This window comes from Streptomyces sp. NPDC003697, from assembly GCF_053587115.1.
The window spans coordinates 43,886-64,584 of sequence record NZ_JBSFNN010000025.1 but is presented as its reverse complement, the minus strand read 5'-3'; the positions used below and the strand labels follow the sequence as shown (position 1 = coordinate 64,584).

Here is a 20,699-nt window from a genome sequence, read left to right as displayed (position 1 = left end):
GAAGCCGTGCACGGGCGCCGCCCGGCAGGGCAAGGACCGCCGCCCGAGCGCCGGGCTCCTCGAAGGCCCGGCCCCGGACCGGCCGGCACGCCCATCGTCACCGTTCTCTCTGCACGACGCTTGAACCCCACGGGCAAAAAGGCTGTAGTCTCCGCCCGTTCGGACAAGCGATACAGATCAGCACGGCAACTCACCCAGGCAACAGAGCAGCTTGCCCGTACGACATCGTTCCGGAGGCTTGGTGTCCCCGCACAAGGTGGAAGCAGCGGAACAGGCACGTCGGGGAGCGCGGGTTCGGCGAAGGGCCGACGTGTTCCTCGACCGCTGGCCGTTCCAGCGCAAGCTCAATGTGCTGGTGATCATCCCCGCCGCGGTGGTCGCCGCCATCCTCGCCTACGTCATCGCGGGCCAGGTCGCACAGGCGCAGTCAGCGGCGCGCACCGCAGCCCTCGTCCGCAGCAGCGAGCAGGTCGCCTCCCTCGTCGACGACCTGCAGAGGGAGCATCAGCAGGCGATTCTGCTCTCGGTGCGCTACCAGGCCGCGGAGCCCGGTGGGCCCGCGCCGTCGCCGCGGGACTACCGCCGGGCCCAGTGGGCCGTCGACCGCCAGGTCGCCGAGGTCCGCTCCGCGTTCGGATCCCGCCTTCCCGCGGCGGAGACCAGGGCGTTGCGGGGCGTCGCCGGGCTGACCGGGCTGCGCAAGACGGTCGAAGGCGCCTACCTCCCGGCCGACAGCATCGACCCGGCCTATGACTCCATGGTGTCCAACCTCATCGACGGGCTCGGCCTCGGCGGATCCGCGGGCGGTGCGGTGTCGTCGCCCGAGAACGTCCTGGACACCCTGCTGCGCGCGGACGCCGCGCATGCCGCGTTCGAGACCGGTGTCTTCTCCGCCCAGACCGGCGACTCCAGCGCGCTCACGGAATTCACCGGGGCGGTGGGCAGCCTCCAGCTCTACAACCACCACGCCCAGCGCTTCAGCCGGATCGCCTCGGTGGCCCAGAGCGGCCGGCTGGCCCGGATCGAGCGCAACGCGCACCAGAACGCCATCCGGTCCGAGTTCGCGTCCCTCCAGTTCGACCCCTCCTCCCTGGAGGCCAGGGACCTCGACGAGGTGCGGGCGGCCGTCGACAAGGCCATCGCGGCGTATCCGACGTACGAGAAGCAGGCGTCCACCCGGCTGGAGATCACCCGGTCACTGATCCACCAGATCGCGGACGACGGCGACCGGGCCTCTTCCGAGGCCTGGTGGCGAGTGGGGTGGCTGCTGACCGCGGTGGTGCTGATCTTCGCCTTCTGGCTGCTGCTCTCCCTCCTGGTCCGGCGCTCCGTCGTGCGGCCCGTGCGGATGCTGACCGCCGCGGCCCAGCAGGTGGCCAGGGCGACCGGGCAGGAGCTCGCGCGGGTGGCGGACGACGAGGCCGAGGACGACGGCCGGCTCAGGCTGAACGCAGTCCCGGTGCGGGCACGCGACGAGATCGGCACGCTGGCGGAGACGTTCAACGAGGTCCAGGAGGCGGCCGCCGCCCTGCTGCAGCGCCAGGTGCTCAGCCGGCGCAATGTGGCCGAGATGTTCGGCAACGTCGGGCGGCGCGTCGGCAACCTGACCGCGCGCCAGCTGGCGCTGATCGATGCGGTCGAGCGTGAGGAGACCGATCCCGCGCTGCTCGACCAGCTCTACCACATCGACCACCTGGCGGTGCGCCTGCAGCGCAATGCCGACAGTCTGATGCTGCTCGCCGGGCTGGCGGAGACCGCTCTCGAGGCCCGGCCGACGGCCCTGACCAACGTCGTACGGGGCGCGCTCGCCCAGATCGAGGAGTACCAGCGGATCCACCTGCGTGTGCTGGACGAGGTCACCGTCGCGCCCGACATCGTCGGCGATCTGACCCTGATGCTCGCCGAGCTGATGGAGAACGCGGTGGCGTTCTCCCCTGCCGAGAGCCCCGTCGAGGTGCGGGTGCGCTCCCAGGGCGAGGCGGCGGTGGTCGAGGTCGTCGACCACGGGCTCGGCATGAGCGCCGAGCGTCTGAAAGAGGAGAACGAGCGGCTGGTGCGCCGCGAGCGGCTCGACCTTGTCCCCACCAAGGTTCTCGGGCTCTTCGTGGTCGGCCGGATCGCCCGGCGCTGGGGCATCAGGGTCACGTTGACCGCGACGATGGGCGGTGGGGTCACCGGCAGGGTCTTCATCCCCTCGACGCTGCTCATGCCGTTGAGCCACGTGCCCACGGTGTTCGCGGGCGAGGACTTTTCCTCGTCGGTCCTCCCCACCCGGAGTCGGCCCGTAGGGCCCGCCAAGCCCCCAGCGCTCACCGGGCCTGCCGTCACATCCGCCGTTCCCCAGCAGCATCCCCAGCACTCGCGGCGAACCCCCGCGGATGGCGCACCGCCGGACAGCACCGGGAAGGAGCCCGCACCGTTGCCGCGACGCGTCCCGCGGACCGCGCACACGGCCGGTCCACCCCCCGAAACCCGGTCCGCGAACACCGCCGAAAGGGCCGCAGCGCAGGCGCAGGAACACCCGGATGGCGAGGCACTCACCCCGGCACCGGCCGCGCCGCCGCTACGGCGTCGCGTGCGCGGCGCCACGCTCGAGAACGCCGCGGCGGCACGCCGGCCGACGCCGACGTCGCGCCGGCCGCTCGACGCGGAGGCGGTCCGCTCCTCGATCGAAGAGTTCGAGGAGGCGGTGGCCCGGGCCGAGCGCGAGAGCGCGCAGCCGGGACAACAGCCGACTCGGATGCCGGCATCACCAGAATCCCCAGAGGGACCGGAAGGAGTGGGGCAGTGACCACGTCGACAGGTGGAACTCAATTCAACCCAGTGGAGCCCGTTGACCTGCGTGCCGCCGCAGAGGACTTCACCTGGCTGCTCAACCGATTCGCGACGGAGACCGCGGGCGTGGTGGATGCCATCGCCGTCTCCTCCGACGGTCTGCTGATAGCGGTCTCGCGGCTGTGCGACCACGCGGACTCCGAGCGTCTCGCGGCGATCGTCTCGGGAATCACCAGCCTGGCCGCCGGCGCTTCGGGCAACTACGGCCTCGGCGCCCTCAACAAGGTGATCATTGATCTGGAAGGAGGCCATCTCCTCGTCTCCGCGATCGGCAGCGGATCCGTGCTCGGCGTCGTCACCTCGAACGAGGCGAAGCTGGGGAACGTCGCCTACGAGATGACCCTGTTCGCCAACCGGGTGGGCGCGGCCCTCAGCCCCGAGCTGGTCCTCGAGCTCAAGAACAGCGTCGGTTCCCCGGCCACCGGGTGAACCGTCCGCCACCGCATGCAGCAGGAAGGAAAGACCCAGAATGGCGTCCGAGGGTGGTCAGCACCACCCGGGCTCCGGCGGTTCGGGATCCGCCGGCCGCCCTTCGGCGATCCGGCCGTTCCTGCTGACCGCGGGAAGGGTTGCGGGCAGCGACGCGGTAGCGCCGCTCCCCATCGAGACCCAGGTCGTGACCACCTCGTTGGGCTTGGCCACCCTCGAAACCCTGGCCTTCGAACACCGCGACATCGTCGCCGTATGCCGGCGGCCGCAGTCGCTGGCCGAGGTCGCCGCGAAGCTGCACCTGCATCTGAACGTCGTCCGTGTGCTCGCGGCCGACCTGCGCGCCCATGCGCTCCTCGCCGTATACGTGCCCAGTGCCGATGCCTCCCGCGACGTCTCCGTTCTGCGAAGGGTGATCGAGGGTCTCCGCGGCGTCGCCGAATCCGAAGGGATACACCGTGACAGCCAACGGGATTGACGCACCGTGCGTCCCACACGAGACCGAACGGCCGCCCCTTCCCGTGAAGATGGTGATCGCGGGCGGGTTCGGCGTCGGCAAGACCACGACGGTGGCGTCAGTCTCGGAGATCGAACCGCTCACCACCGAGGCGTCGATCACCGAGGTCGCGGCGGGCGTGGACGATCTCAGCCACACCCCTCACAAGACCACCACCACGGTCGCCATGGACTTCGGCTGCATCACCCTCGATCCGACCCTGAAGCTGTACCTGTTCGGGACACCCGGCCAGGAGCGTTTCGGCTTCATGTGGGACTACCTGGTGGAGGGCGCACTGGGCGGATTGGTGATCGTCGACACCCGCCGCCTCGACGACTGCTTCGCCGCGGTCGACTACTTCGAGCACCGGGACATCCCGTTCGCGGTGGCCGTCAACGCCTTTGACGGCGAGGTCGCGCACGAGCTTGACGAGGTGCGCTGGGCGCTGGACGTCAGCGACCACGTCCCGCTGTTCGTCTTCGACGCCCGAGAACGGGGCTCGGTGCTCGACGCACTGCTGGTGGTACTCGACCATGCGCTGAAGCGGGCGGAGGCGTAGGCGGTACACGCCCGTCCGCAGGTGGTCGGCGGCGGCGACGGTGACGGCCGTCTCCACCGCGGCACGTGCCGGCCTGCCCGCTGCGCCCGCCGCACCCAGCGGCGACCGCGTCGTACGGCGCCGTAGCCGCCCTACGGAGACCACCACGACCACCATCAGCAGCAGGGCGGGCGCCGCTTCGGTGCGGGCGCGCTCATCGGCGCCGGTGCAGCGGGCCCGGTCGGCGGCGCGCTGCTGAACGAGGTGTTCGATGACTGTGATTGCGAGGTTCGTGGTTGGGATGCGGGGTGGGGTGTGAGCCGTGATGTTCGGAGTGTTCTGAGAACGAAGTGGACACTTCCGGAGTGCTTCTGCGGTGGTGAGGGGGCTTCTGGTCTGTGGTGCTGGGGTTCGTTGATAACTGTGTCTGCTCGGCTCATCCTGGGCCGATACCACCGTCGCATCCCGCGACGGCCGGCACTCGCGAGTGGAGCGGGCGAGGGCAGGAGCGGCGCCTGCGGCGTAGCCGGGAGCGCCCCGGCGGAGCGGAGCGCAGCCGGTTTGATGCGTGCGCCACCCGCTTCTGAAGTCCGCTGTCGTCGATGTCGTCCCTCCAACAGATTCGGGGTAGGGGCAGAGCTCACTCCAACGGGGCGGTCCGACGGTTGACCCACTTCCATCAGACGTGTTGGTTGGGGCAGCCCCGGCCCATACGGCAGGTTCGGCGGTCGAATTGTTCGAGCCGTACCTGCTGCCGAGAGCGTTCGGACCGATCCCTGACCTGTAGCCGCCCAACGCGTGGCGGCTTCTTCCCGTGGTTATGTGGTCCGCACATCTACCGGAACCCTAGGATCGGCCCATACGATCACGCCATGGCGATGACGGGCTTGGACGACCGGGTGACGACGGCGGAAAACTACCGCCGCTTCGCCGAGCACGAGGCGGCGGGACGGTCCCCCGCCTACGAGGCGCTGGCCCTCGCGGTGGCGTCCGACCCGGACTTGCTGGGTTTCCTGAACATCCTGCCCGCCGACAAGCGCCAGCCGAACCTGCTGTTCGCCGCGGCCCGCCACATGCTCCGTACGGTGCCCGACGCGGACGCGCTTCGGGAGCTGGCCGCCACGCGGGCCGGGGAACTGCGGGCGATGATGCTGTCGCGGCGCACCCAGACCAACGAACCTGGCCGCTGCGCAACGCTTCTGCCCGCGCTGGCTGCGCTCGATGGGCCGCTTGCCCTGATCGAGGTCGGCGCGAGCGCCGGACTGTGCCTGCACGTCGACCAATACTCCTACGACTACGGCCGCACGCACCTGACCGGCCGTGACCCACAGGCACCGATACTCCGGTGCCGTGCAGAGGGACCGCACCCGGAATTGCGGATACCCGAGGTGGCATGGGCGGCCGGCATCGACCTCAACCCGCTCGATCCGTCGGATCCCGGGGACCGGTCCTGGCTCGAGTGCCTGGTGTGGCCGGGGCAGACGGCCCGCCGCGAACGCCTCGTTTCCGCATTGGCGACCGCGCAGCGCCATCCTCTGCCTGTGCACGAGGGCGACCTGCTCGAAGCGCTGCCGGCCCTCGTCGACCAGGCGCCCCGGGACGCGCGGGTTGTGGTCTTCCACTCGGCGGTGCTGGCATACGTCGGGCCGCAGCTCCGCGCCGACTTTGCCGGGCTGGCCCGCGAGCTTGACGTCGTATGGATCGCGAACGAGGCGCCGGGCGTGGTCGCCGACGTCACGCCGCCCCGGTTCGAGACCTCGCCGTTCGTCCTCACCGTCGGTGGCGCACCTGCCGCCTTCACCCACCCGCACGGCGACTGGATCCGCTGGATCTAGGGTCCGTCTTCAAAGATCACCTCGCGGTAGATCATGGTGGTTGTGATACGCCGCCATGAACTCACCGACCGTGATACCTGCGCACGCCCTCTGCTGGAACGGATCCGCGTCCCTCGCATCGGTCCCGGCCGACCACGCTGCAAACCCGACCATGTCGTCGCAGACCAGGCCTACAGCTCCGGCGGCTTCCGCACCTACCTGCGTGAACGCGGCATCGCACACGTCATCCCCGAGAAGACCGACCAACGACGACACCGACACAACCGCGGCCGCCACGGCGGCAGCCCACCAGGATTCGACCGGGAGACCTACCGCCGACGCCACATGATCGAGCGCTGCTTCAACCGGCTCAAAGGCTTCGGCGGCATCGCCACCAGATACGAGAAGACCGCCACCTCCTACGAAACGGCGGTCACCCTCGCGTCATTCCTGCTCTGGGCAAGATCCGTTTGAAGACGGACCCTAGTGCCGTGACCGGATTGGTTCACCGAGGTCTCGTGGTCTGCCGGTGCGCGAGGAACCACCGCTCCCCGGTTCCGACTGGTCACAGGGCTGAACGACCTCGTTTGCGTGGTTGTAATCAACTTGCTGCCCGCCCCGTCGGGCGGGCAAGGTCTGCATCATGCTTGCACTACGTACCTTGGAAGCAGACGACTGGCCCCTTTGGCGGGAGTTGCGACTGGCCGCGCTTGCTGAGGCGCCCTACGCATTCGGATCGACGCTGGCCCAGTGGCAGGGCTCCGGCGACCGAGAGGAACGCTGGCGTGCCCGTCTGTCGATTCCCGGCGCGCACGATCTCATCGCCCTCCTCGACGGTCTCCCAGTGGGCATGGCCAGCGGAGTGCCGGGCGAGGGAGCGGAGAACGTGGAGTTGATCTCGATGTGGGTCAATCCCACGGCTCGAGGCATGGGTGTGGGTGACTACCTGATCCAGGCGGTCGAGCGGTGGGCGGCGGAGCGCGGTGCCACGACGCTGCGGTTGTCCGTCATGCCGGACAACCGCAAGGCGACCGCGCTCTATGAGCGGCACGGTTTCACGGACACGGGTGAGCCCGGCGATCTTCTGCCCGATGGCGTGGGCAGGGAGCGGGTCATGGCGAAGAGCCTGGCCGCTGTCTGATCTCCACATCCGGGCACGGCAGGATCCCCCACGTGCTCAGGCGGCGACGAGGAGGCGTCCGCCCCAGCGAATGCCCTTCTCGCTGCGGACGCGAGCGCGTTCCTGGCGTTGTACGGCGAGTACGTCGGGGTGGCGGGCGTTGACATTGCGCCAGCGCAGGTAGGCGTGCAGCGCCCAGGTCTGCACCGTGTGGCTCGGATGGTGGGAGTTGGCCAGTGAACTGCCGCAGCGGGCCGAAGTGGGCCTCGACCGGGTTGGCCCAGGAAACCTAGGCCGTGGTGAAGCACAGCTCGACCTTGTTCTTCTTCGCCCAGCGGCGGATCTCTTCGACCGCGAGGTGCTCGCCGCCCCGTTCACCCTGTGCCCCGCCACCAACGACCGGGCGACCGTACTGGACTGGCTGCACCGGCCTGGGGCACGGCCGGGATCGAGGGCGTCGTGATCAAGGGGAGCGAGCAGCCGTATCTTCCCGGCAGGCGCGCCTGGATCAAGGTCCGTTCCTACACCACCGCCGAGGGGATGATCGCAGGGGCCACCGGGACCCCGACGTCGCCGACCGCGTTGCTGCTGGCCCGGTACGACGCGATTGGGCGCCTGCGGCTGATCGCCCGCAGCACGCCCCCGCCCACCGCCGTTCGGCGTGAGCTTTCCGAGCGACTGCAGCCGGCCGGGCCCCGATCACCCCTGGCGCGGGAGCCGTTTCTCCGCGGGGTGGGGAACTCGGGGTGAGCTGGAGTACCACCCGGTACATCCCGGCCTGGTGGCGGAGTTAATCGCCGACACCGTCGTCGAGTGCCGCCGCACCAGAGGCGGCCGAGGAAACCCCGGCTGAAGAGCCGGACGAGATCGCTGCTTGGCCGGCGTCTTCTCAGTGAGCACTTTTCGACCTCAGCAGGGCTGTTGACGCGGCTCGCTCCTGGTTGAGCCGGCCGGAGACTCTGGGGGCAAGATGACCTTCGTGCCCACCATGGTTGTTGAGATCCACGTGCCGTTGCTGCCGACGCCCGGCCTGCCGGACGGTCCCTACCCGTTTCCCTGGATCGAGGAGGTCGAGGACTTCCTGTCCGATCTCGAAGACCAAGATGACGTGGAAGTCTTCGATGAGGGAGAGGAGGACGGGGCCTTCTACGTCTTCTTCGTCACGGGAGCCGGTGAGGGGGATCTTCTGGCAGTGGCGTCCCGCGTGGCCACCCTTCCTGGCGTCCCCGCGGGAACCGTCGCGGTCGTGAGTAACGACGAGGCCGAGGAGTTCGGTCTGGGACGACGGGTGGCGCTTCCACTGCCTGCGCTCTGAAGACCGGTGCGGAGCCAGCACCCCCTGCCTGGGCCGCGTCTGATAATTGAGCTTGTTGGGGGGTGTGGGGAGCTGACGGATGTGGCGTGGGAGCGGACAGCGCCACTGCTACCGGGTGTTGACGGGCGGGGTCGTTCGTGGCGGAATCATCGGCAGGTGATCAACGGGGGCCCTCGTCTGGCGGTGGGCCTGCCTGCGGCGTCTGGAGCGCTCGGAAAGGGCTTGTCGCGTGGGGAGCCGGCCTCGGTGTCCGTGCCCGGATGCGGCCGGGGTGGCCTGGGCAGCCCTGGCCCTGGCCCTGGGCTGCGAGGCGGCGTTCACGCTGCTGGCGGTACCGGTGCTCGGCCGGCACACGCCGTGGGGGGTGTCGGTTCGCCCGGCTCTCGACGCGGTGACGAAGTGACGTGAAGCGGCCAGAGCGGTGATATCGCGTCACGTCACCTCTGCGCCATCTTGCCCCGGGCCCTGCCGCCGTGTGGCGGTGATCGCGATGATGATGCCGCCCACGCCGCTGACGGCCGCGATGATGGACGGCCAGGTCACCTCCCGCCGCCTGTCCCCGAGCCCGGAAAGTTGATCCGCAGGTGCAGGGCTGAGCTGTTCCAAGAGGGCGCGCAGCTCGCCGCGGCGGATCGCGGGACGGGCGGGTACGGGGCCGGGCGGCTGCTGCGCGGGTGCCGCAGACACGTGGCGGCCGGACCTCCAGCGCAGTCTCGGCGAGCGGCAGGTGGGTGGGCCAGGGCATGGACGGCGGCCGGTAGACGACGTGTTCCTCCAGTCCTTCACGCGGGCCGGCCTCGCGGCCGCACGGGACCTGATCGGCGCCGAGATCCTCGACCTGGCCACCCGGCACGAGCTGCCGAACTTCGCCGTGCTCGGCCGGCTCATCCGCCTGCAATCCGCTCCGCTCTCGGCGACCTCGACGCCGCGACCGCACAGGTCGAGGCCGCCGAGCAGCTCGCCATCAGCACCGAGGCCTCTCTCGTCTTCGTACTCACCGCCTGGGCCTCGCGCGCCGTCTGTCCGGCGCGCCGCGGTGATCTGCTCGGCGATGTTCCGTGTGGTCACCCGGGTGGTGTCCGGGTCGGCCGACAGCTTGGGGATCTCCCGGGGTGGGTTCCGGTTGCGTGTCGGTGCTCAGTTCGTGTGCGGTTCGGGCCGCCAGGGTGTCTGTGGTGATGTCCACAGGTTCGGCGGTGATCACCGGGGCGGCCGGGCGGGGGCACCGGGGGTGTTCGGGGCGGCGGTGGGGTCAGGCGGCGGGCAGGGCCTGCAGCGCCTCTCCGATGAGGGCGATGCCCTCCTCGATCTCGTGGGCTGCGCCCGTCGCGTAGCCGAGGACGAGGCCGGGCGGGCCGGGGGTGAGGCGGTGCCAGGACAGGGGGTGGGCCTTCACACCCCGGGCGAGCGCGGCCGCGGCGAGGTCGGTGTCGCGGACGTGGCTGCCGGGCTCGTCGGTGAAGGTGACCATGAGGTGCAGTCCGGCGGCCGCCCCGTGGACCCGGGCGGTGGGCAGGTGTGCCTCGACGGCCCGCAGCATCGCGTCCCGGCGCCTGCGGTGGCGGCGCCGGACGTGGCGCAGATGCCGTTCGAGCTCGCCCGAGTCCATGAGCCGGGCCAGGACCAATTGGGTGAGGACGCCGTTGCCGAGGTCGGCGTACCGCTTGGCGGTGACCAGGGCGTCGCGCAGGTGCGGCGGGACCAGGAGCCAGCCGACCCGCAGTGCCGGGGCGAGCAGCTTGGAGACGCTGCCTGCGTAGCAGACCCCGTCGGGCAGCAGCGAGCGCAGTGCCGGTACGGGGGGCCGGTCGTAGCGGTGCTCGGCGTCGTAGTCGTCCTCGATCACGACGCCGCCCTCGGCCGCCCAGCGCAGCAGCTCGCGCCGGCGTTCCCCGTCGAGGACCACGCCGGTGGGGAACTGGTGCGCCGGGGTCATCAGCACGGCCCTGGCCCCGCAGACCCGCAGCGCGTCGACGTCCAGGCCGCCGGCGTCCACGGGGACGGGGACGGTCGTGTGGCCCCCGTACTCCAGCTGCTGGCGCGCGCCGAGCGAGCCGGGGTCCTCGACGGCGACGCGGTCGACGCCGTCGGCACGCAGCAGTTGCCCGAGCAGCCCCAGGGCCTGCGCCACACCGGCCACCACCACGACCTCGTCCGGGTCGGCGCGGATGCCGCGGTTGCGGGCCAGCCAGCCGACGACGGCCCGCCGCAGCGCGGGCGCGCCCTGGGGGCTGCCGTAGCCGAAGTCGGCCGGGGTGACGGCGGCGAGGACGGCGCGTTCGGCGCGCAGCCAGGCGGTCCGGGGAAAGGCGGCGAGGTCGGGCACGCCGGGGGAGAGGTCGATCCGGCAGGACAGGCCGCGCAGGGCATCGACGACGCCGTCGCGGTGGGGGGAGGCGAAGAAGGCGTCGGAAAGGGGGGTGGGGGTGCGAGGGCAGGAGGCCCGGTGCTCGGCGGCGCGGGGTGGCGGGAATGGGGGGCGGCCGGCTGCCGAGGAGGCTGCGGGCGGTGCTGGGGGAGGCGCCGGGGGAGGCGCCGGGGGCGCCGGGGCGGCGACGACGACCGTACCGCCTCTGCCCCGGCCGGCGATCTGGCCTGACTCGGACAGCCGACGGTAGGCCTCGGTGACCACGCCCCGGGTGACGCGGAGCTCCTCGGCGAGCACGCGGCTGGCGGGGAGCCGCGTCCCGACCGGCAGCCGGCCGTCGGCGATGGCCGACCGCAGCCGGTCGGCGAGCCAGGCGGTCCGCCCGCCCGGGGGCGCGTCGGCGATGTCGAGCTGGAGGAAGTCGGAGCCGAGGGGGGCGCCGGGCCGAGACGGACGGCCGTCGGCGGCGCCGCCGGCCCCGGAAGCCGCACCGGCCGATCTCACCGGCGCGTGGGTTGCGGCGGTTTTGGACCCCGCAACCGATGACTTTCTGGACCTGCCCATGGCGTCCATTGTGCGGCCAGGGTGGACCCATGGACACCCCTTGCGCATCCTTCGCGTCCCTGGTCCCCGGCATGGTCGGGATGGTGCTGGTCGGCAGCAGCGTCAGCGTGTCGCACGCGCTCGTCGACGCGCCGCTGTTCACCGCCCAGGCCGTGCGCTACGCGGCCGCGACCGCGATCCTGCTGCTCCTCGCCCGGCTCGCCGGTACCCGCCCGGTCCAGCCGCGCGGCCGGGAGTGGCTGTGGCTGGCGGGGCTCGCGGTGACGGGGCTGGTGCTGTTCAACGTGGCCGTGGTGCGGGGGGCCGCGCACGCGGAGCCCGCGGTGATCGCGGTCGCGGTGGCGTCGGTGCCGGTGGTTCTCGGGGTCCTGGGCCCGCTGCTGGAACGGCGCGCTCCGAGCCGGCAGGTGTTGCTGGCGGCGCCCGTGGTGGTGGCGGGCGCGGGCCTGGTGGAGGGCACGGGCCGTACGGATGCGGCCGGGGTGGCCTGGGCAGCCCTGGCCCTGGGCTGCGAGGCGGCGTTCACGCTGCTGGCGGTACCGGTGCTCGGCCGGCACACGCCGTGGGGGGTGTCGGTGCACGCGTCGTGGCTGGGCGCGGTGCTGTTGGCCGTCCTCGGCGTGACACGCGAAGGCCCCACGGCGGCGGGGGAGTTGACGGGGGCGCAGTGGGCGGCCGTGGGCTACCTGGCGCTGCTGGTCACGGCGGTCGCCTTCGTGCTCTGGTACTCGACCGTACGCGCCGTCGGCACCGGCCGCGCCGGCCTCCTCACGGGCATCGCCCCGCTCGCGGCGGCGGCGGTCGGCACGGCGACGGGCACGGGGATGCCGGGATCCTCGGTGTGGCTGGGGATCGCGGTGGTGATCGGGGGGCTGATCGGGGGGCTGCGGGCGTCTCGGGCTCACGGCGCAGCCGCCTGCGTCGACGCCGCGCCCCGGACAAGGTGACCTTCCACCAGTTCCGGCACACCCTGACCACCCACATGATCAACGCCGACGTTCCCCAGCCCGTGATCCAGACCCTGCTCGATCACATGTCGCCGGCCATGACCGCCGTCTACGCCAAGCTCCACGACAAAACGCTGCGGCGGCACTGGGAGAACGCCCTCAAGGTCAACCACGAGGGGCAGAAAGCCGAGATCGCCGCCGACCACCCGCTCGCCGGGGCGGCCTGGGCAAAGATGAGCCTGGTCCGCGCGAAGGTGACGCTACCCAACGGCTACTGCGGAGCCCCGGTGCAGACCGACTACGAGTACGCCAACCCCTGCCTGGACTGCCGGTTCTTCATCACCACCGGCGACTTCCTCCAGCAGCACCGCCAGCAGACCGGCGCCCAGCCCGCGTCGGTCGGATCCATCCAGTGTCGGCTGGAGGCCGCGCTCACACGGATCAAGCAGCTACGCGCCGAGAACAGCGACCTCGCCCGACGACTGGAAACCGCATACGGTGAGATTCGAAGGCTCCGCAGCGAACGGCCATTGCCCCGATGACTGAAGCGAGCTGCTGCCGGCACTGAAGTGTTCACGAGTGGGGACGACCTGCGCCTTCTCGACTAGCCGAAGATCGTTCCCCGCGCGCGTACTGATCGTTCCCCGAGGCCGGGCCGAATTCATCGATTCACGGGCGGGCCGGAGTCTCGTTGGCGGACCAAGGGACCAGCCAGGGCAACACCGACTTCACCGGCCGGAACACCCGATCCCGACGCGACGCTGAAACAGGCGATGGATCGGTTCTCGCTCTCTCATGAGTGCCGGTGATAAGCCTTGTTGGCGATGCGCCAACTGTCGCCGACGCGGACCAGCAGGAAGATGTCGGTGAAGGTGTCCGCGCCGTGCTGGAGCGTCATGGTCGCGGTCGCAATGGTGCCGTGGACGTCGACGCTGTCGATCCGGCGAGAGCGGCTCGGTTCGTCCGGGGCCGAGTGGCCGTGAAAGAGAGCGCAGTATTCATCCAGAGGCCACGAGACGAAAGCGCCGCCCCGGATTCCCTCGATGTGGGCGGTGGGCAGGAAAGCGTCGCGGAAGTGGGTGGGCTCGCCGGTGGCATGTCCGCGAATGTAGGCGCGGAGCGGTTCGAGAACCGCGTCCGACACAGCGGGGACCGTGGCGGCACTGGAGATGTCGGCCTCGGGGGCGGCAGAGGTGTCAGCCAGACCGACGGCGCTGCGCAGAGGCGTGTTTGACGCATCGGCCAGCAGAGCCATGTCCTTGACCAGCGCACCAATCGTGAAGTCGGCGGTACCGGCGGGCGACTCACCGTCAAGGAAGGGGCGTTTGCGGGCCACGAGCCCACCGAGCTGGCCGAGTTCGAGGACGTCCAGCGCCTGGGCGCGCTGCAAGCCGAGTGCGTCGGCTTGCCGCAGTGAGTCCCGCAGCGCGAGGACAGCGCCGGCGAGGCTGCTGTTGGCGATCAGCTTGAGCGCGGCGGCGGTGGAGGCGTCGTCGACGCGCCGCACGGTGCCGAGCGTTTCCAGAACCGGTCGGGCTCGATCGAGCGCGTCTTGGTCGGCGGCAGCGAGAATCTGCAGGGCGCCCGCGGCGGCAGCCGGCACGGAGCCGAGCACGGGCGCGTGGACATAGGACGGGCCGAGCTGCCGGGCCAGATTCGACGCCTCGGCAGGAGCGATGGTGCTGGTGTTCAACACCATCGTGTCCGGTCGCAGCGAGTCACGGACGTCGTCGAGGACCTGCTGGCAGGCCGGGCCGTCGAACAACGCCAGGAGCACGAGATCTGCCCTTGCCACTGCCTCATTCGGATCGCCAGCCGTCTTGACGGCGCCTGATGTGCGCCCCGAGCGTGTCCAGCCCACGACGTCCCAGTCCTGGGCAGTGAGTCGAGTCGCGATCGCGCCACCCATGCGCCCCAAGCCGAGGACGGCGATCGTGTGCGGTGTGGTCATGCACGCCACAGTGGCGCACCAGGAAGACTGCGACAAGCGCATATTGTGCAGGCCAGCCATGCGGGAGACGCATGTCAGCTGCGCATACTGATGCCATGGAACTAACGGTGTGGCGGACCTTCGTGACCGTGTGCCGACTCGGGTCACTGTCGGCGGCGGCCATCGAGCTCAATCACACGCAGTCGGCCGTCTCCCGGCAGATCGCCGGGCTGGAGCGGCAACTCGGCGTGCCTCTGGTGGAACGCCATGCGCGCGGTGTGCGTCCGACGCCTGCAGGCGAGGTGTTCCGGCACCACGCCGTGGCCACGCTCAACGAGGCCGACCGCGCTGTTCGAGCCGTACGAGACGTTCGTGACGGGACGTTCAATCGGCCGCTGGCTGTTGGCGCGACACCGTCTCTGGCCGCAGGGATCGTTCCCGAGGCCATCCGGGGGCTGCTCGAGCGAGCCGGATCCATCCGGTGGAACCTGCTACCGGGCCTGAGCGCGCAACTGCACAACCGCGTGATCGCCGGCGATCTCGACATCGCCGTTGTCACCGATGCACCGCCAGGGCTGCCCCATGACCCCCGGGTCATACGACGATTCCTCGGGCTGGACGACATGGTCGTCGCACTGCCCGTCGGCCATCCGCAGGCCGCGCGCGGCCCGGTACACATCCAGACGCTGGCCGACCAGACCTGGGTCGAGGACAACGACGGCTCGGCGGCGCTTCTGCGCCAACACGCCGCCCGAGCCGGGGTAAGCGCCCGCATCGACCTCACCGCAGCCGATCTGGCCGGCAAAATGGCCCTGGTCGCAACCGGTCATGCCATCGCGCTCATACCCGGCGTGCTGACGGGCGCGCTCCGGACCGGCGTCACCACCATGCCCCTCGTCGATCCTCCGACCCGTGGCATCTACGCGATCACACCACGCCGTGACCCCCACCCCTCCGCAGCGCCCCTGCTCGACCAGCTCGCCACAGCCTTCGCCTCGGTCCGTCCTACCCACGCCCCTCATCAGCCGACCGAGAAGGATGCCCATTCCGCCGCGCTGACATTTGACGGCCGCGTCACGGAAACGTAACGGTCCAGGAGTTGGCCGGCCCCGCGGAGCGCAAAGCCTCCATGCCGCCCTCGCGTCAGGCCCGGCGCCAGCGTTCCACCGACCGCACACTCACCCGCAGGTCCTTCGCGATCACTGCGGTCTTCTCACCCGCCGCGAAACGCTCGCCGGCCTGGAGCCGGATCCTCTCCCGAAACGCCCGACGCTCAGCGGTCAGGCCCCCACCCTCCGGATACCGCATCCCACCGGCATACCGCAGGGATCATGAACCGTCACCGCCCCGACGACAACCCGAAAAACTCAGTAACCGCCGGCGCCCTGCACGGCCCCGGCGGCGGGGCGCCCGGCCGACGACGGCCCATCAGGGGTAGCGGTCTACCAGCGATCGTTGGTTTCCCACCATCCCGGGCTCAGCTTCGGCAGCGGCCCCGTCGGCTTTAACGCCGACTCAGAGGTCATTAGGCTGGATACGACCGCCGGATGCGGAGCGTCCACCTTTACTCTGCTTGCCATGCCTACACCACAAAACGCCCAGCAAACCTCTGGGGGAGCGACCCGAAGAACGATCCTTCGCGGCATCGCCGCCACCCCGTTCGCCCTGGCCGCTGCCGAACTCGTCGCGCCTTCGCAGGCTCACGCGGCCGAACCGTACGGTTTCGTCATCAACACTCGCCCGGATTGGGTACCGTCCGGCCCCTACACATCCGGGATCGAGGCCCTCAGAGCCGAGCTGCCCCGGATTGGCGTCGACGACGTTCTCGCCGACCTGAATCACAGCGCCGTCCGGGTCAACTCCGTGCCCGGCCTCCCGTCCGGCCGCTTCGGTTACGGCTTCCGATGGAGCCGCGAAGACTTCCTCACCCCTCGTTGGCGGCCTCAGGGCATCACGACCAACTTCGACGGCTGGGGCGGTGACGCGATCGGCCTGGACGGAGGTACGGGCAAGAAGGTCGTCCTGGTCTCCTGGTACGCCACTGACACCGCCGACTCGGGGCTCGGTGCGCGTGTCAGCTTCGTCGACATCACGAACCCGGCCCGGCCGCGCTACCGCCACGTACTTCTCGTCCAGCCCTACAACGTCCGGGGCGGCGACTACACCTTCGACACCGCCCGGATCCATGCCGGGGGCATCGGCTGGTACGGCAATAGGCTATACATTGCGGACACCGACCGTGGTCTGCGCGTCTACAACCTGGATGACATGTTCAGGGTCTCCAGGGGCTCCGGTATCGGCCGCCAGGACAACGGGACCTTCCACGCGTACGGCTACGAGTACGTACTCCCGCAGAGCCGTGACTACCACTACGCCGACTCTTCGCACCGCCTGAGCCGCTACTCCCAGGTCGCTGTGGACCGTACGACTAGCCCACATACCCTCCTCGTGAGCGAGTTCCACGAGGGTGACGAACTCCCTGACACCGTGACCCGGGCCGTACGCTGGAATTTGCACCCCTCCAGCAGCGCGCTCGTACCGGTCGACTCGGAGAACCGGGTCCACTCCACAGGCATCGCGAAGATCCTCAACGCCCGCCAGACCCAAGGTGCGGTCAGCGCAAACGGTATCTACTACCTCTCCGTCAGCAAGGGCTCCGGGCGCGGCTACCTCCGTACGTGGAAGGAGGGCAGTACCTCCCCGGCTGCCGCAGCTTGGCGCCTTCCTGTCGGCCCCGAGGACCTGAGCTACCATGGCGGAACAGGACGCCTGTGGGGCCTCAATGAATACCGCGGCAATCGGTACGTGTTCGCAATGAGGCCGTAGTGTGAAATGTTACCGCGGCGCGTCAGGTCGTGTCCCACGATGTGGTGCAGGGGACCAAAGGATGGCCTTCCGGATCGAGGCCGGGAGCAGGTCGGGACGACCGCCGGGTACTTGTCGGGAGCGGGACTATCCCCGCGTGCCCGGGGAGCAGGCTTTCACATCGACTCGGGAAGGCTCGGCAGTGGGACCATTCCCCGTGTGCCCGGGGAGCAATTTTCAGCAGTGCGCCGGCGCTGTGATGTCGCTGGGATCCCACTCGTCCATCGGCTGCTCGAACACACCACCGTCGTGGTTGACCATCAGCAGGAACTTCGGCACGTGAACTCCTTGTTCTTCGCTGCGCCCAGTCTGGCGCACTCACCCTATGAACGGAGCCGTCGCGGAGTTCTCTACATCGCTGGGAAGAAACTTCGAGGCACTTTCCGCCGTGTGCGGAGCAAGACGTGGGCGGTGCGGCCGTCTTCGATCCGACGAGCCTCATCAGGGCGTCGACCGCGGAACCGGCTCAGGGTGATCGTCGGCTGCGGGCAGGTCCCGTCGGCGCCGGCGGAGAGCCGAGGACCTGACGACCGTTCGGCTCTCCAGCCAGCAGCTCACCTTCGATCGGCAGACGGAAAGCGCCAGGCGACTTGAACCGGTCCTCGATCGTATCGCCGCAAGATGGCCTGGCTCGGTGGGGTCGGCAACCCTCGGGGCCGGCTGCCGGCGCGGCGCTCTGAGCCGCGCTCAGAGCGCCGCGCCCGCGTCGTGCACCACGAGAGCGATCTGCACGCGGTTGTTGAGGTCAAGCTTGGCCAGGATGCGCGAGACATGCGTCTTGGCGGTCGGTACCGACATATAGAGCTCTGCCGCAATTTCCGCGTTGGTCTTGCCTTGCCCGACCGCGACCGCCACTTCCCGCTCCCGGTCCCCGAGCAGCGCCAGTTGCGCCCGAGCCCGCTCGGCTCGAAGTTCGCGCCCCCCGCCCGTTCCCTCCGATACCCAACACGAAGCCGGAGGCCCCCGCACGCAAGGCTCGCAGCACGTGCTCGTCGGTGTTGAACGTGGTCAGCACCAGCACCTCGGGCGGGTAAGGGCGAGCGCGCAACGCCTCGGTAGCGGCGAGGCCGTCCATGCCAGGCATTCGGATGTCCATGAGCACGATGTCGGGGGAGTGCTCGGCCACCAGAGTCGCCACTTCAGCCCCATCTGTGGCTTCGGCGACCACCTCCACATCCGGCGCGCCCTCGAGCATCAGCCGCAACCCGGAGCGCACCAGCGGGTCGTCGTCGACCAGGAGTACTCGAATCATGACGGTCACGTTAGCGGCGCACTGTTTTGGTGCAGCCCCAGGGCAGCCGGGCACGCAGTACGAACGAGCCGTCCTGAGGGCCGTGCTCCAGCCGCCCACCGGCCAGCTGGGCGCGTTCGCCGAGCCCGATCAGGCCCTGCCCGGCACCCGGGATCATTGTTCCCCGGCTACCCGTCCTGCTATCCGGGAGCGGGTTCATCACGGTCACCGTCAGTCCTTCTCCGGGCCGGCCCGACACGGTGACCGTGATCTCGGTGTCGGGCGCGTGCTTGCGGGCGTTTGTCAGGCCCTCCTGCACGATGCGGTACGCGGTCCGGCCGGTGACGGCGGGGAGAGTGTCCGCGTCCTTGGCCTCCTGTTGGTATGTGACGCTCATCCCGGCCTCGCGGGACTCCGCCACCAGCAGCCGCTCCATGTCCGCCAACGTCGGTTGCGGCCACCCTTCGGCCCCGTCTGGGCCCGCCGTCGGCGCCCGCAGGACACCGATCACCTCGCGCAGGTCCTGCAGCGCCTGGTGCGCGCTGTCGCGGATCACCTCGGCCGCGTGCTGGATATCGGCCGCGGAGGCGCTCGGGTTGAACTCCAGCGCCCCCGCATGCACGCTCAGCAGCGACAGTCGATGGGCGAGGACGTCGTGCATCTCCCGGGCAATCTCCTCCCGTGCCTGTCGTCGGGCCTCGTCGGCGGCCCGGACCGCGCGTTCCTCCAGCGACGCGACCAGCGCCCGCCGGGAGCGTACGTACAGCCCCCAGCCGACAGCGCCCGCCACCAGTGCGAAGTAGGTGAGAGCCGAACTGGCCGCCCTGGACCCGGTATCCGGCTCCTGCGCCAGAAACACGAGGAACTGCACCAGTGCGACCGCCGCCAGCCAGGCGGTGACTCGCCGTTGCCGATGCACCGCAACCGTGAACAGAGCCACCAGCGTGGCCCCCGTCAGATAATGGAAATGTGTCCCAGCCAGCATCAGCACCACAGCCAGCTGCACCGGCCACCGCCGTCGCAGGAACACCAATGCGCAGGCCAGCCCTCCGGCCACCTGGTCGGCGATCTGCTCGCCACCGGACATACTCTCGTCCAGGTGCACCGAGTCTGCTGTGACCACGGAGAAGACCACGATGAAGAGGAAGAAGGCGATGTCGACGAACCAGTCGCGGCGATTGCGCATACCGCCGAATCTACGTCGGCAGCGCAGCCGCCGGCTCCTGCGTGCCGCGGTCGATACTTTCGGACTACAAGACTGCCTCCCGCGTGTACCAATGACCGATACTGACCCCTGAACAGGGATGTCTACCGTTAGGTCATGAAGGGCATCCTCGGTTTCATCAGCTTCACGTTCATCGTCGGCGGCCTGCAGGGCATCGTCCACGAAGCCTTCGGCAAGTGGATCCCGCTCATGGGCTTCACGAAGCACCTGTACGTCGACGGCTACGAGCTCTACATCAGCATCGCGCTCATCGTCCTGGGCATCGCGGTGGGCACCGCCGCATGGAAGGCCGTGAAGGAGTAAAGGCTGCTCAGGCGGCCACCGCTGCGCGGACTTGTGACAGAGCCCCGATAAAAGACGAGGCGGGACGGAAGGGATCCCGAGGTCGACTGAGCGGCCCGGTTGCTCAGACCTCTGGGCCTGCTTCCGTTTCTCGCGCGGGAACTTGCATTCCGGCGGGCTTCCAGATCTGCTTCCAATTCGTTGAGACGTGACACCATCTTGGGATTCACCCGAAGCATCGGGCAACGCAGACAAGCGTGCTCATGTTGGCCTTCGCCGCGCCGACCTGCTGGACCTGGACGACCGCGCCGTGGACGGCTCGCACGTCCGGGCCCTGAAAGGGGGGATCACGTCGGCCCCTCGCCCGTCGACCGCGCCCGTCCCGGTCTCGGGCAGTGACCTGTCGGGTGGGGGCATGCGGTAGCCGTCCCCACCTCGGCTAGGCCAGGACGAGCTGGCCCGGGCCGCACGAGCGCGGCAGGCGGCCGACCAGGGTGACTTCCGCGGTGCGGCAGCCGGCGAGTTCCGCGTCCAGCACCGCATGACTGCCCACCATCAAAGCAGCCATCCGCACCTGCGGAACGCGCTCCTGCCTGACCCGCGGCCGCTACCCGGACGTCCGAAGGCGGCCTCGTTGGCTTCCCCGTTCGCGACGTCCCAGCTCGTCCCGTTCACCGCCGGCAACCGCAAGCCCGGCCCGTAGCGGGCCGGGCTCGACGGTCGACCACCGGTGGCCGAGG

19 protein-coding genes and 6 pseudogenes are annotated in these 20,699 nt (G+C 69.9%); 18 read left to right on the top strand and 7 right to left on the bottom strand.

Annotated elements, in window-relative coordinates; translation table 11 throughout:
• Positions 1 to 310: 310 nt before the first annotated feature.
• The 7 genes from ACWDNY_RS13400 to ACWDNY_RS13370 all read left to right on the top strand — a co-directional run bounded on the left by ACWDNY_RS13400 (position 311) and on the right by ACWDNY_RS13370 (position 7,253).
• Positions 311 to 2,791: an ATP-binding protein gene (locus ACWDNY_RS13400; protein WP_451645862.1), complete on the top strand. Its 2,481-nt coding sequence runs from the start codon at positions 311 to 313 to the stop codon at positions 2,789 to 2,791.
• Positions 2,788 to 3,264, top strand: a complete 477-nt coding sequence (locus ACWDNY_RS13395; protein WP_055495024.1) for a roadblock/LC7 domain-containing protein — start codon at positions 2,788 to 2,790, stop codon at positions 3,262 to 3,264. The genes ACWDNY_RS13400 and ACWDNY_RS13395 overlap by 4 nt, the downstream gene beginning before the upstream one ends.
• A 40-nt stretch (positions 3,265 to 3,304) precedes the next feature.
• Entirely contained in the window at positions 3,305 to 3,742 is a 438-nt protein-coding gene (locus tag ACWDNY_RS13390) for a DUF742 domain-containing protein (RefSeq protein ID WP_451645861.1), read from the top strand.
• 49 nt (positions 3,743 to 3,791) lie between these two features.
• Positions 3,792 to 4,319: a GTP-binding protein gene (locus ACWDNY_RS13385; protein WP_055495080.1), complete on the top strand. Its 528-nt coding sequence runs from the start codon at positions 3,792 to 3,794 to the stop codon at positions 4,317 to 4,319.
• Between the two features lie 851 nt (positions 4,320 to 5,170).
• Positions 5,171 to 6,133, top strand: coding sequence for a DUF2332 domain-containing protein (locus ACWDNY_RS13380; RefSeq protein WP_451645860.1), 963 nt, complete (start codon positions 5,171 to 5,173; stop codon positions 6,131 to 6,133).
• A gap of 33 nt (positions 6,134 to 6,166) precedes the next feature.
• Positions 6,167 to 6,586, top strand: a complete 420-nt coding sequence (locus ACWDNY_RS13375; RefSeq protein ID WP_451645859.1) for a transposase — start codon at positions 6,167 to 6,169, stop codon at positions 6,584 to 6,586.
• 169 nt (positions 6,587 to 6,755) lie between these two features.
• A complete protein-coding gene (locus tag ACWDNY_RS13370; RefSeq protein WP_451645858.1) occupies positions 6,756 to 7,253 on the top strand; it encodes an N-acetyltransferase family protein in 498 nt (165 codons plus the stop codon).
• Between the two features lie 36 nt (positions 7,254 to 7,289).
• Here the strand turns inward: ACWDNY_RS13370 and ACWDNY_RS13365 are convergent.
• Positions 7,290 to 7,575, bottom strand: a pseudogene (locus tag ACWDNY_RS13365) (IS630 family transposase); the annotation flags it as partial.
• 116 nt (positions 7,576 to 7,691) lie between these two features.
• On the opposite strand from ACWDNY_RS13365, the gene ACWDNY_RS13360 reads away from it, so the two are divergent.
• From ACWDNY_RS13360 to ACWDNY_RS13340, 5 genes and pseudogenes are all read left to right on the top strand, one after another.
• Positions 7,692 to 7,982 carry a hypothetical protein gene (locus ACWDNY_RS13360; RefSeq protein ID WP_451645857.1) on the top strand — a complete coding sequence of 97 codons (291 nt, stop codon included), beginning with the start codon at positions 7,692 to 7,694 and terminating at the stop codon, positions 7,980 to 7,982.
• Between the two features lie 238 nt (positions 7,983 to 8,220).
• Positions 8,221 to 8,547 carry a hypothetical protein gene (locus tag ACWDNY_RS13355; protein ID WP_451645875.1) on the top strand — a complete coding sequence of 109 codons (327 nt, stop codon included), beginning with the start codon at positions 8,221 to 8,223 and terminating at the stop codon, positions 8,545 to 8,547.
• Positions 8,548 to 8,592: 45 nt separating this feature from the next.
• Positions 8,593 to 8,742 (top strand): annotated as a pseudogene (locus ACWDNY_RS13350) (transposase); the annotation flags it as partial.
• A gap of 76 nt (positions 8,743 to 8,818) precedes the next feature.
• Complete coding sequence (locus ACWDNY_RS13345) at positions 8,819 to 8,950, top strand: hypothetical protein (protein WP_451645876.1); 132 nt, start codon at positions 8,819 to 8,821, stop codon at positions 8,948 to 8,950.
• A gap of 360 nt (positions 8,951 to 9,310) precedes the next feature.
• A pseudogene (locus tag ACWDNY_RS13340) lies at positions 9,311 to 9,573 on the top strand (SARP family transcriptional regulator); the annotation flags it as partial.
• A 226-nt stretch (positions 9,574 to 9,799) separates the two neighbouring features.
• On the opposite strand, the gene pdxR reads toward ACWDNY_RS13340, so the two are convergent.
• Positions 9,800 to 11,488, bottom strand: a complete 1,689-nt coding sequence (pdxR, locus tag ACWDNY_RS13335; protein WP_451645856.1) for a MocR-like pyridoxine biosynthesis transcription factor PdxR — start codon at positions 11,486 to 11,488, stop codon at positions 9,800 to 9,802.
• A gap of 20 nt (positions 11,489 to 11,508) precedes the next feature.
• Between pdxR and ACWDNY_RS13330 the strand changes: the two genes are divergently transcribed.
• Both ACWDNY_RS13330 and ACWDNY_RS13325 read left to right on the top strand, forming a co-directional pair.
• Positions 11,509 to 12,426, top strand: coding sequence for an EamA family transporter (locus tag ACWDNY_RS13330; RefSeq protein ID WP_451645855.1), 918 nt, complete (start codon positions 11,509 to 11,511; stop codon positions 12,424 to 12,426).
• Positions 12,423 to 12,968 (top strand): tyrosine-type recombinase/integrase, encoded by a 546-nt coding sequence (locus ACWDNY_RS13325; RefSeq protein WP_451645854.1) that lies wholly within the window; start codon positions 12,423 to 12,425, stop codon positions 12,966 to 12,968. Before ACWDNY_RS13330 ends, ACWDNY_RS13325 begins: the two co-directional genes overlap by 4 nt.
• Before the next feature lie 251 nt (positions 12,969 to 13,219).
• Here the strand turns inward: ACWDNY_RS13325 and ACWDNY_RS13320 are convergent, their stop codons facing one another.
• Positions 13,220 to 14,419, bottom strand: a complete 1,200-nt coding sequence (locus tag ACWDNY_RS13320; protein WP_451645874.1) for a nuclear transport factor 2 family protein — start codon at positions 14,417 to 14,419, stop codon at positions 13,220 to 13,222.
• A 53-nt stretch (positions 14,420 to 14,472) separates the two neighbouring features.
• Here ACWDNY_RS13320 and ACWDNY_RS13315 point away from each other — a divergent pair, with 53 nt between their 5' ends.
• Entirely contained in the window at positions 14,473 to 15,444 is a 972-nt protein-coding gene (locus tag ACWDNY_RS13315) for a LysR family transcriptional regulator (RefSeq protein ID WP_451645853.1), read from the top strand.
• Positions 15,445 to 15,502: 58 nt separating this feature from the next.
• Here ACWDNY_RS13315 and ACWDNY_RS13310 read toward each other — a convergent pair.
• Positions 15,503 to 15,664, bottom strand: a pseudogene (locus tag ACWDNY_RS13310) (helix-turn-helix domain-containing protein); the annotation flags it as partial.
• A gap of 270 nt (positions 15,665 to 15,934) precedes the next feature.
• On the opposite strand from ACWDNY_RS13310, the gene ACWDNY_RS13305 reads away from it, so the two are divergent.
• Entirely contained in the window at positions 15,935 to 17,182 is a 1,248-nt protein-coding gene (locus ACWDNY_RS13305; protein ID WP_451645852.1) for a hypothetical protein, read from the top strand.
• Positions 17,183 to 17,908: 726 nt separating this feature from the next.
• Here the strand turns inward: ACWDNY_RS13305 and ACWDNY_RS13300 are convergent.
• Together ACWDNY_RS13300 and ACWDNY_RS13295 are read right to left on the bottom strand one after the other, a co-directional pair.
• Positions 17,909 to 18,473, bottom strand: a pseudogene (locus ACWDNY_RS13300) (response regulator transcription factor).
• Between the two features lie 10 nt (positions 18,474 to 18,483).
• Positions 18,484 to 19,638, bottom strand: a complete 1,155-nt coding sequence (locus tag ACWDNY_RS13295; protein WP_451645851.1) for a sensor histidine kinase — start codon at positions 19,636 to 19,638, stop codon at positions 18,484 to 18,486.
• A 135-nt stretch (positions 19,639 to 19,773) separates the two neighbouring features.
• Here ACWDNY_RS13295 and ACWDNY_RS13290 point away from each other — a divergent pair, with 135 nt between their 5' ends.
• Complete coding sequence (locus tag ACWDNY_RS13290; protein ID WP_451645850.1) at positions 19,774 to 19,980, top strand: hypothetical protein; 207 nt, start codon at positions 19,774 to 19,776, stop codon at positions 19,978 to 19,980.
• A gap of 250 nt (positions 19,981 to 20,230) precedes the next feature.
• Positions 20,231 to 20,346, top strand: a pseudogene (locus ACWDNY_RS13285) (IS5/IS1182 family transposase); the annotation flags it as partial.
• A 52-nt stretch (positions 20,347 to 20,398) separates the two neighbouring features.
• Here ACWDNY_RS13285 and ACWDNY_RS13280 read toward each other — a convergent pair.
• The gene (locus tag ACWDNY_RS13280; protein ID WP_451645849.1) at positions 20,399 to 20,527 is read right to left on the bottom strand and encodes a hypothetical protein; all 129 of its coding nucleotides are present in this window, start codon (positions 20,525 to 20,527) and stop codon (positions 20,399 to 20,401) included.
• Positions 20,528 to 20,699 lie beyond the last annotated feature (172 nt).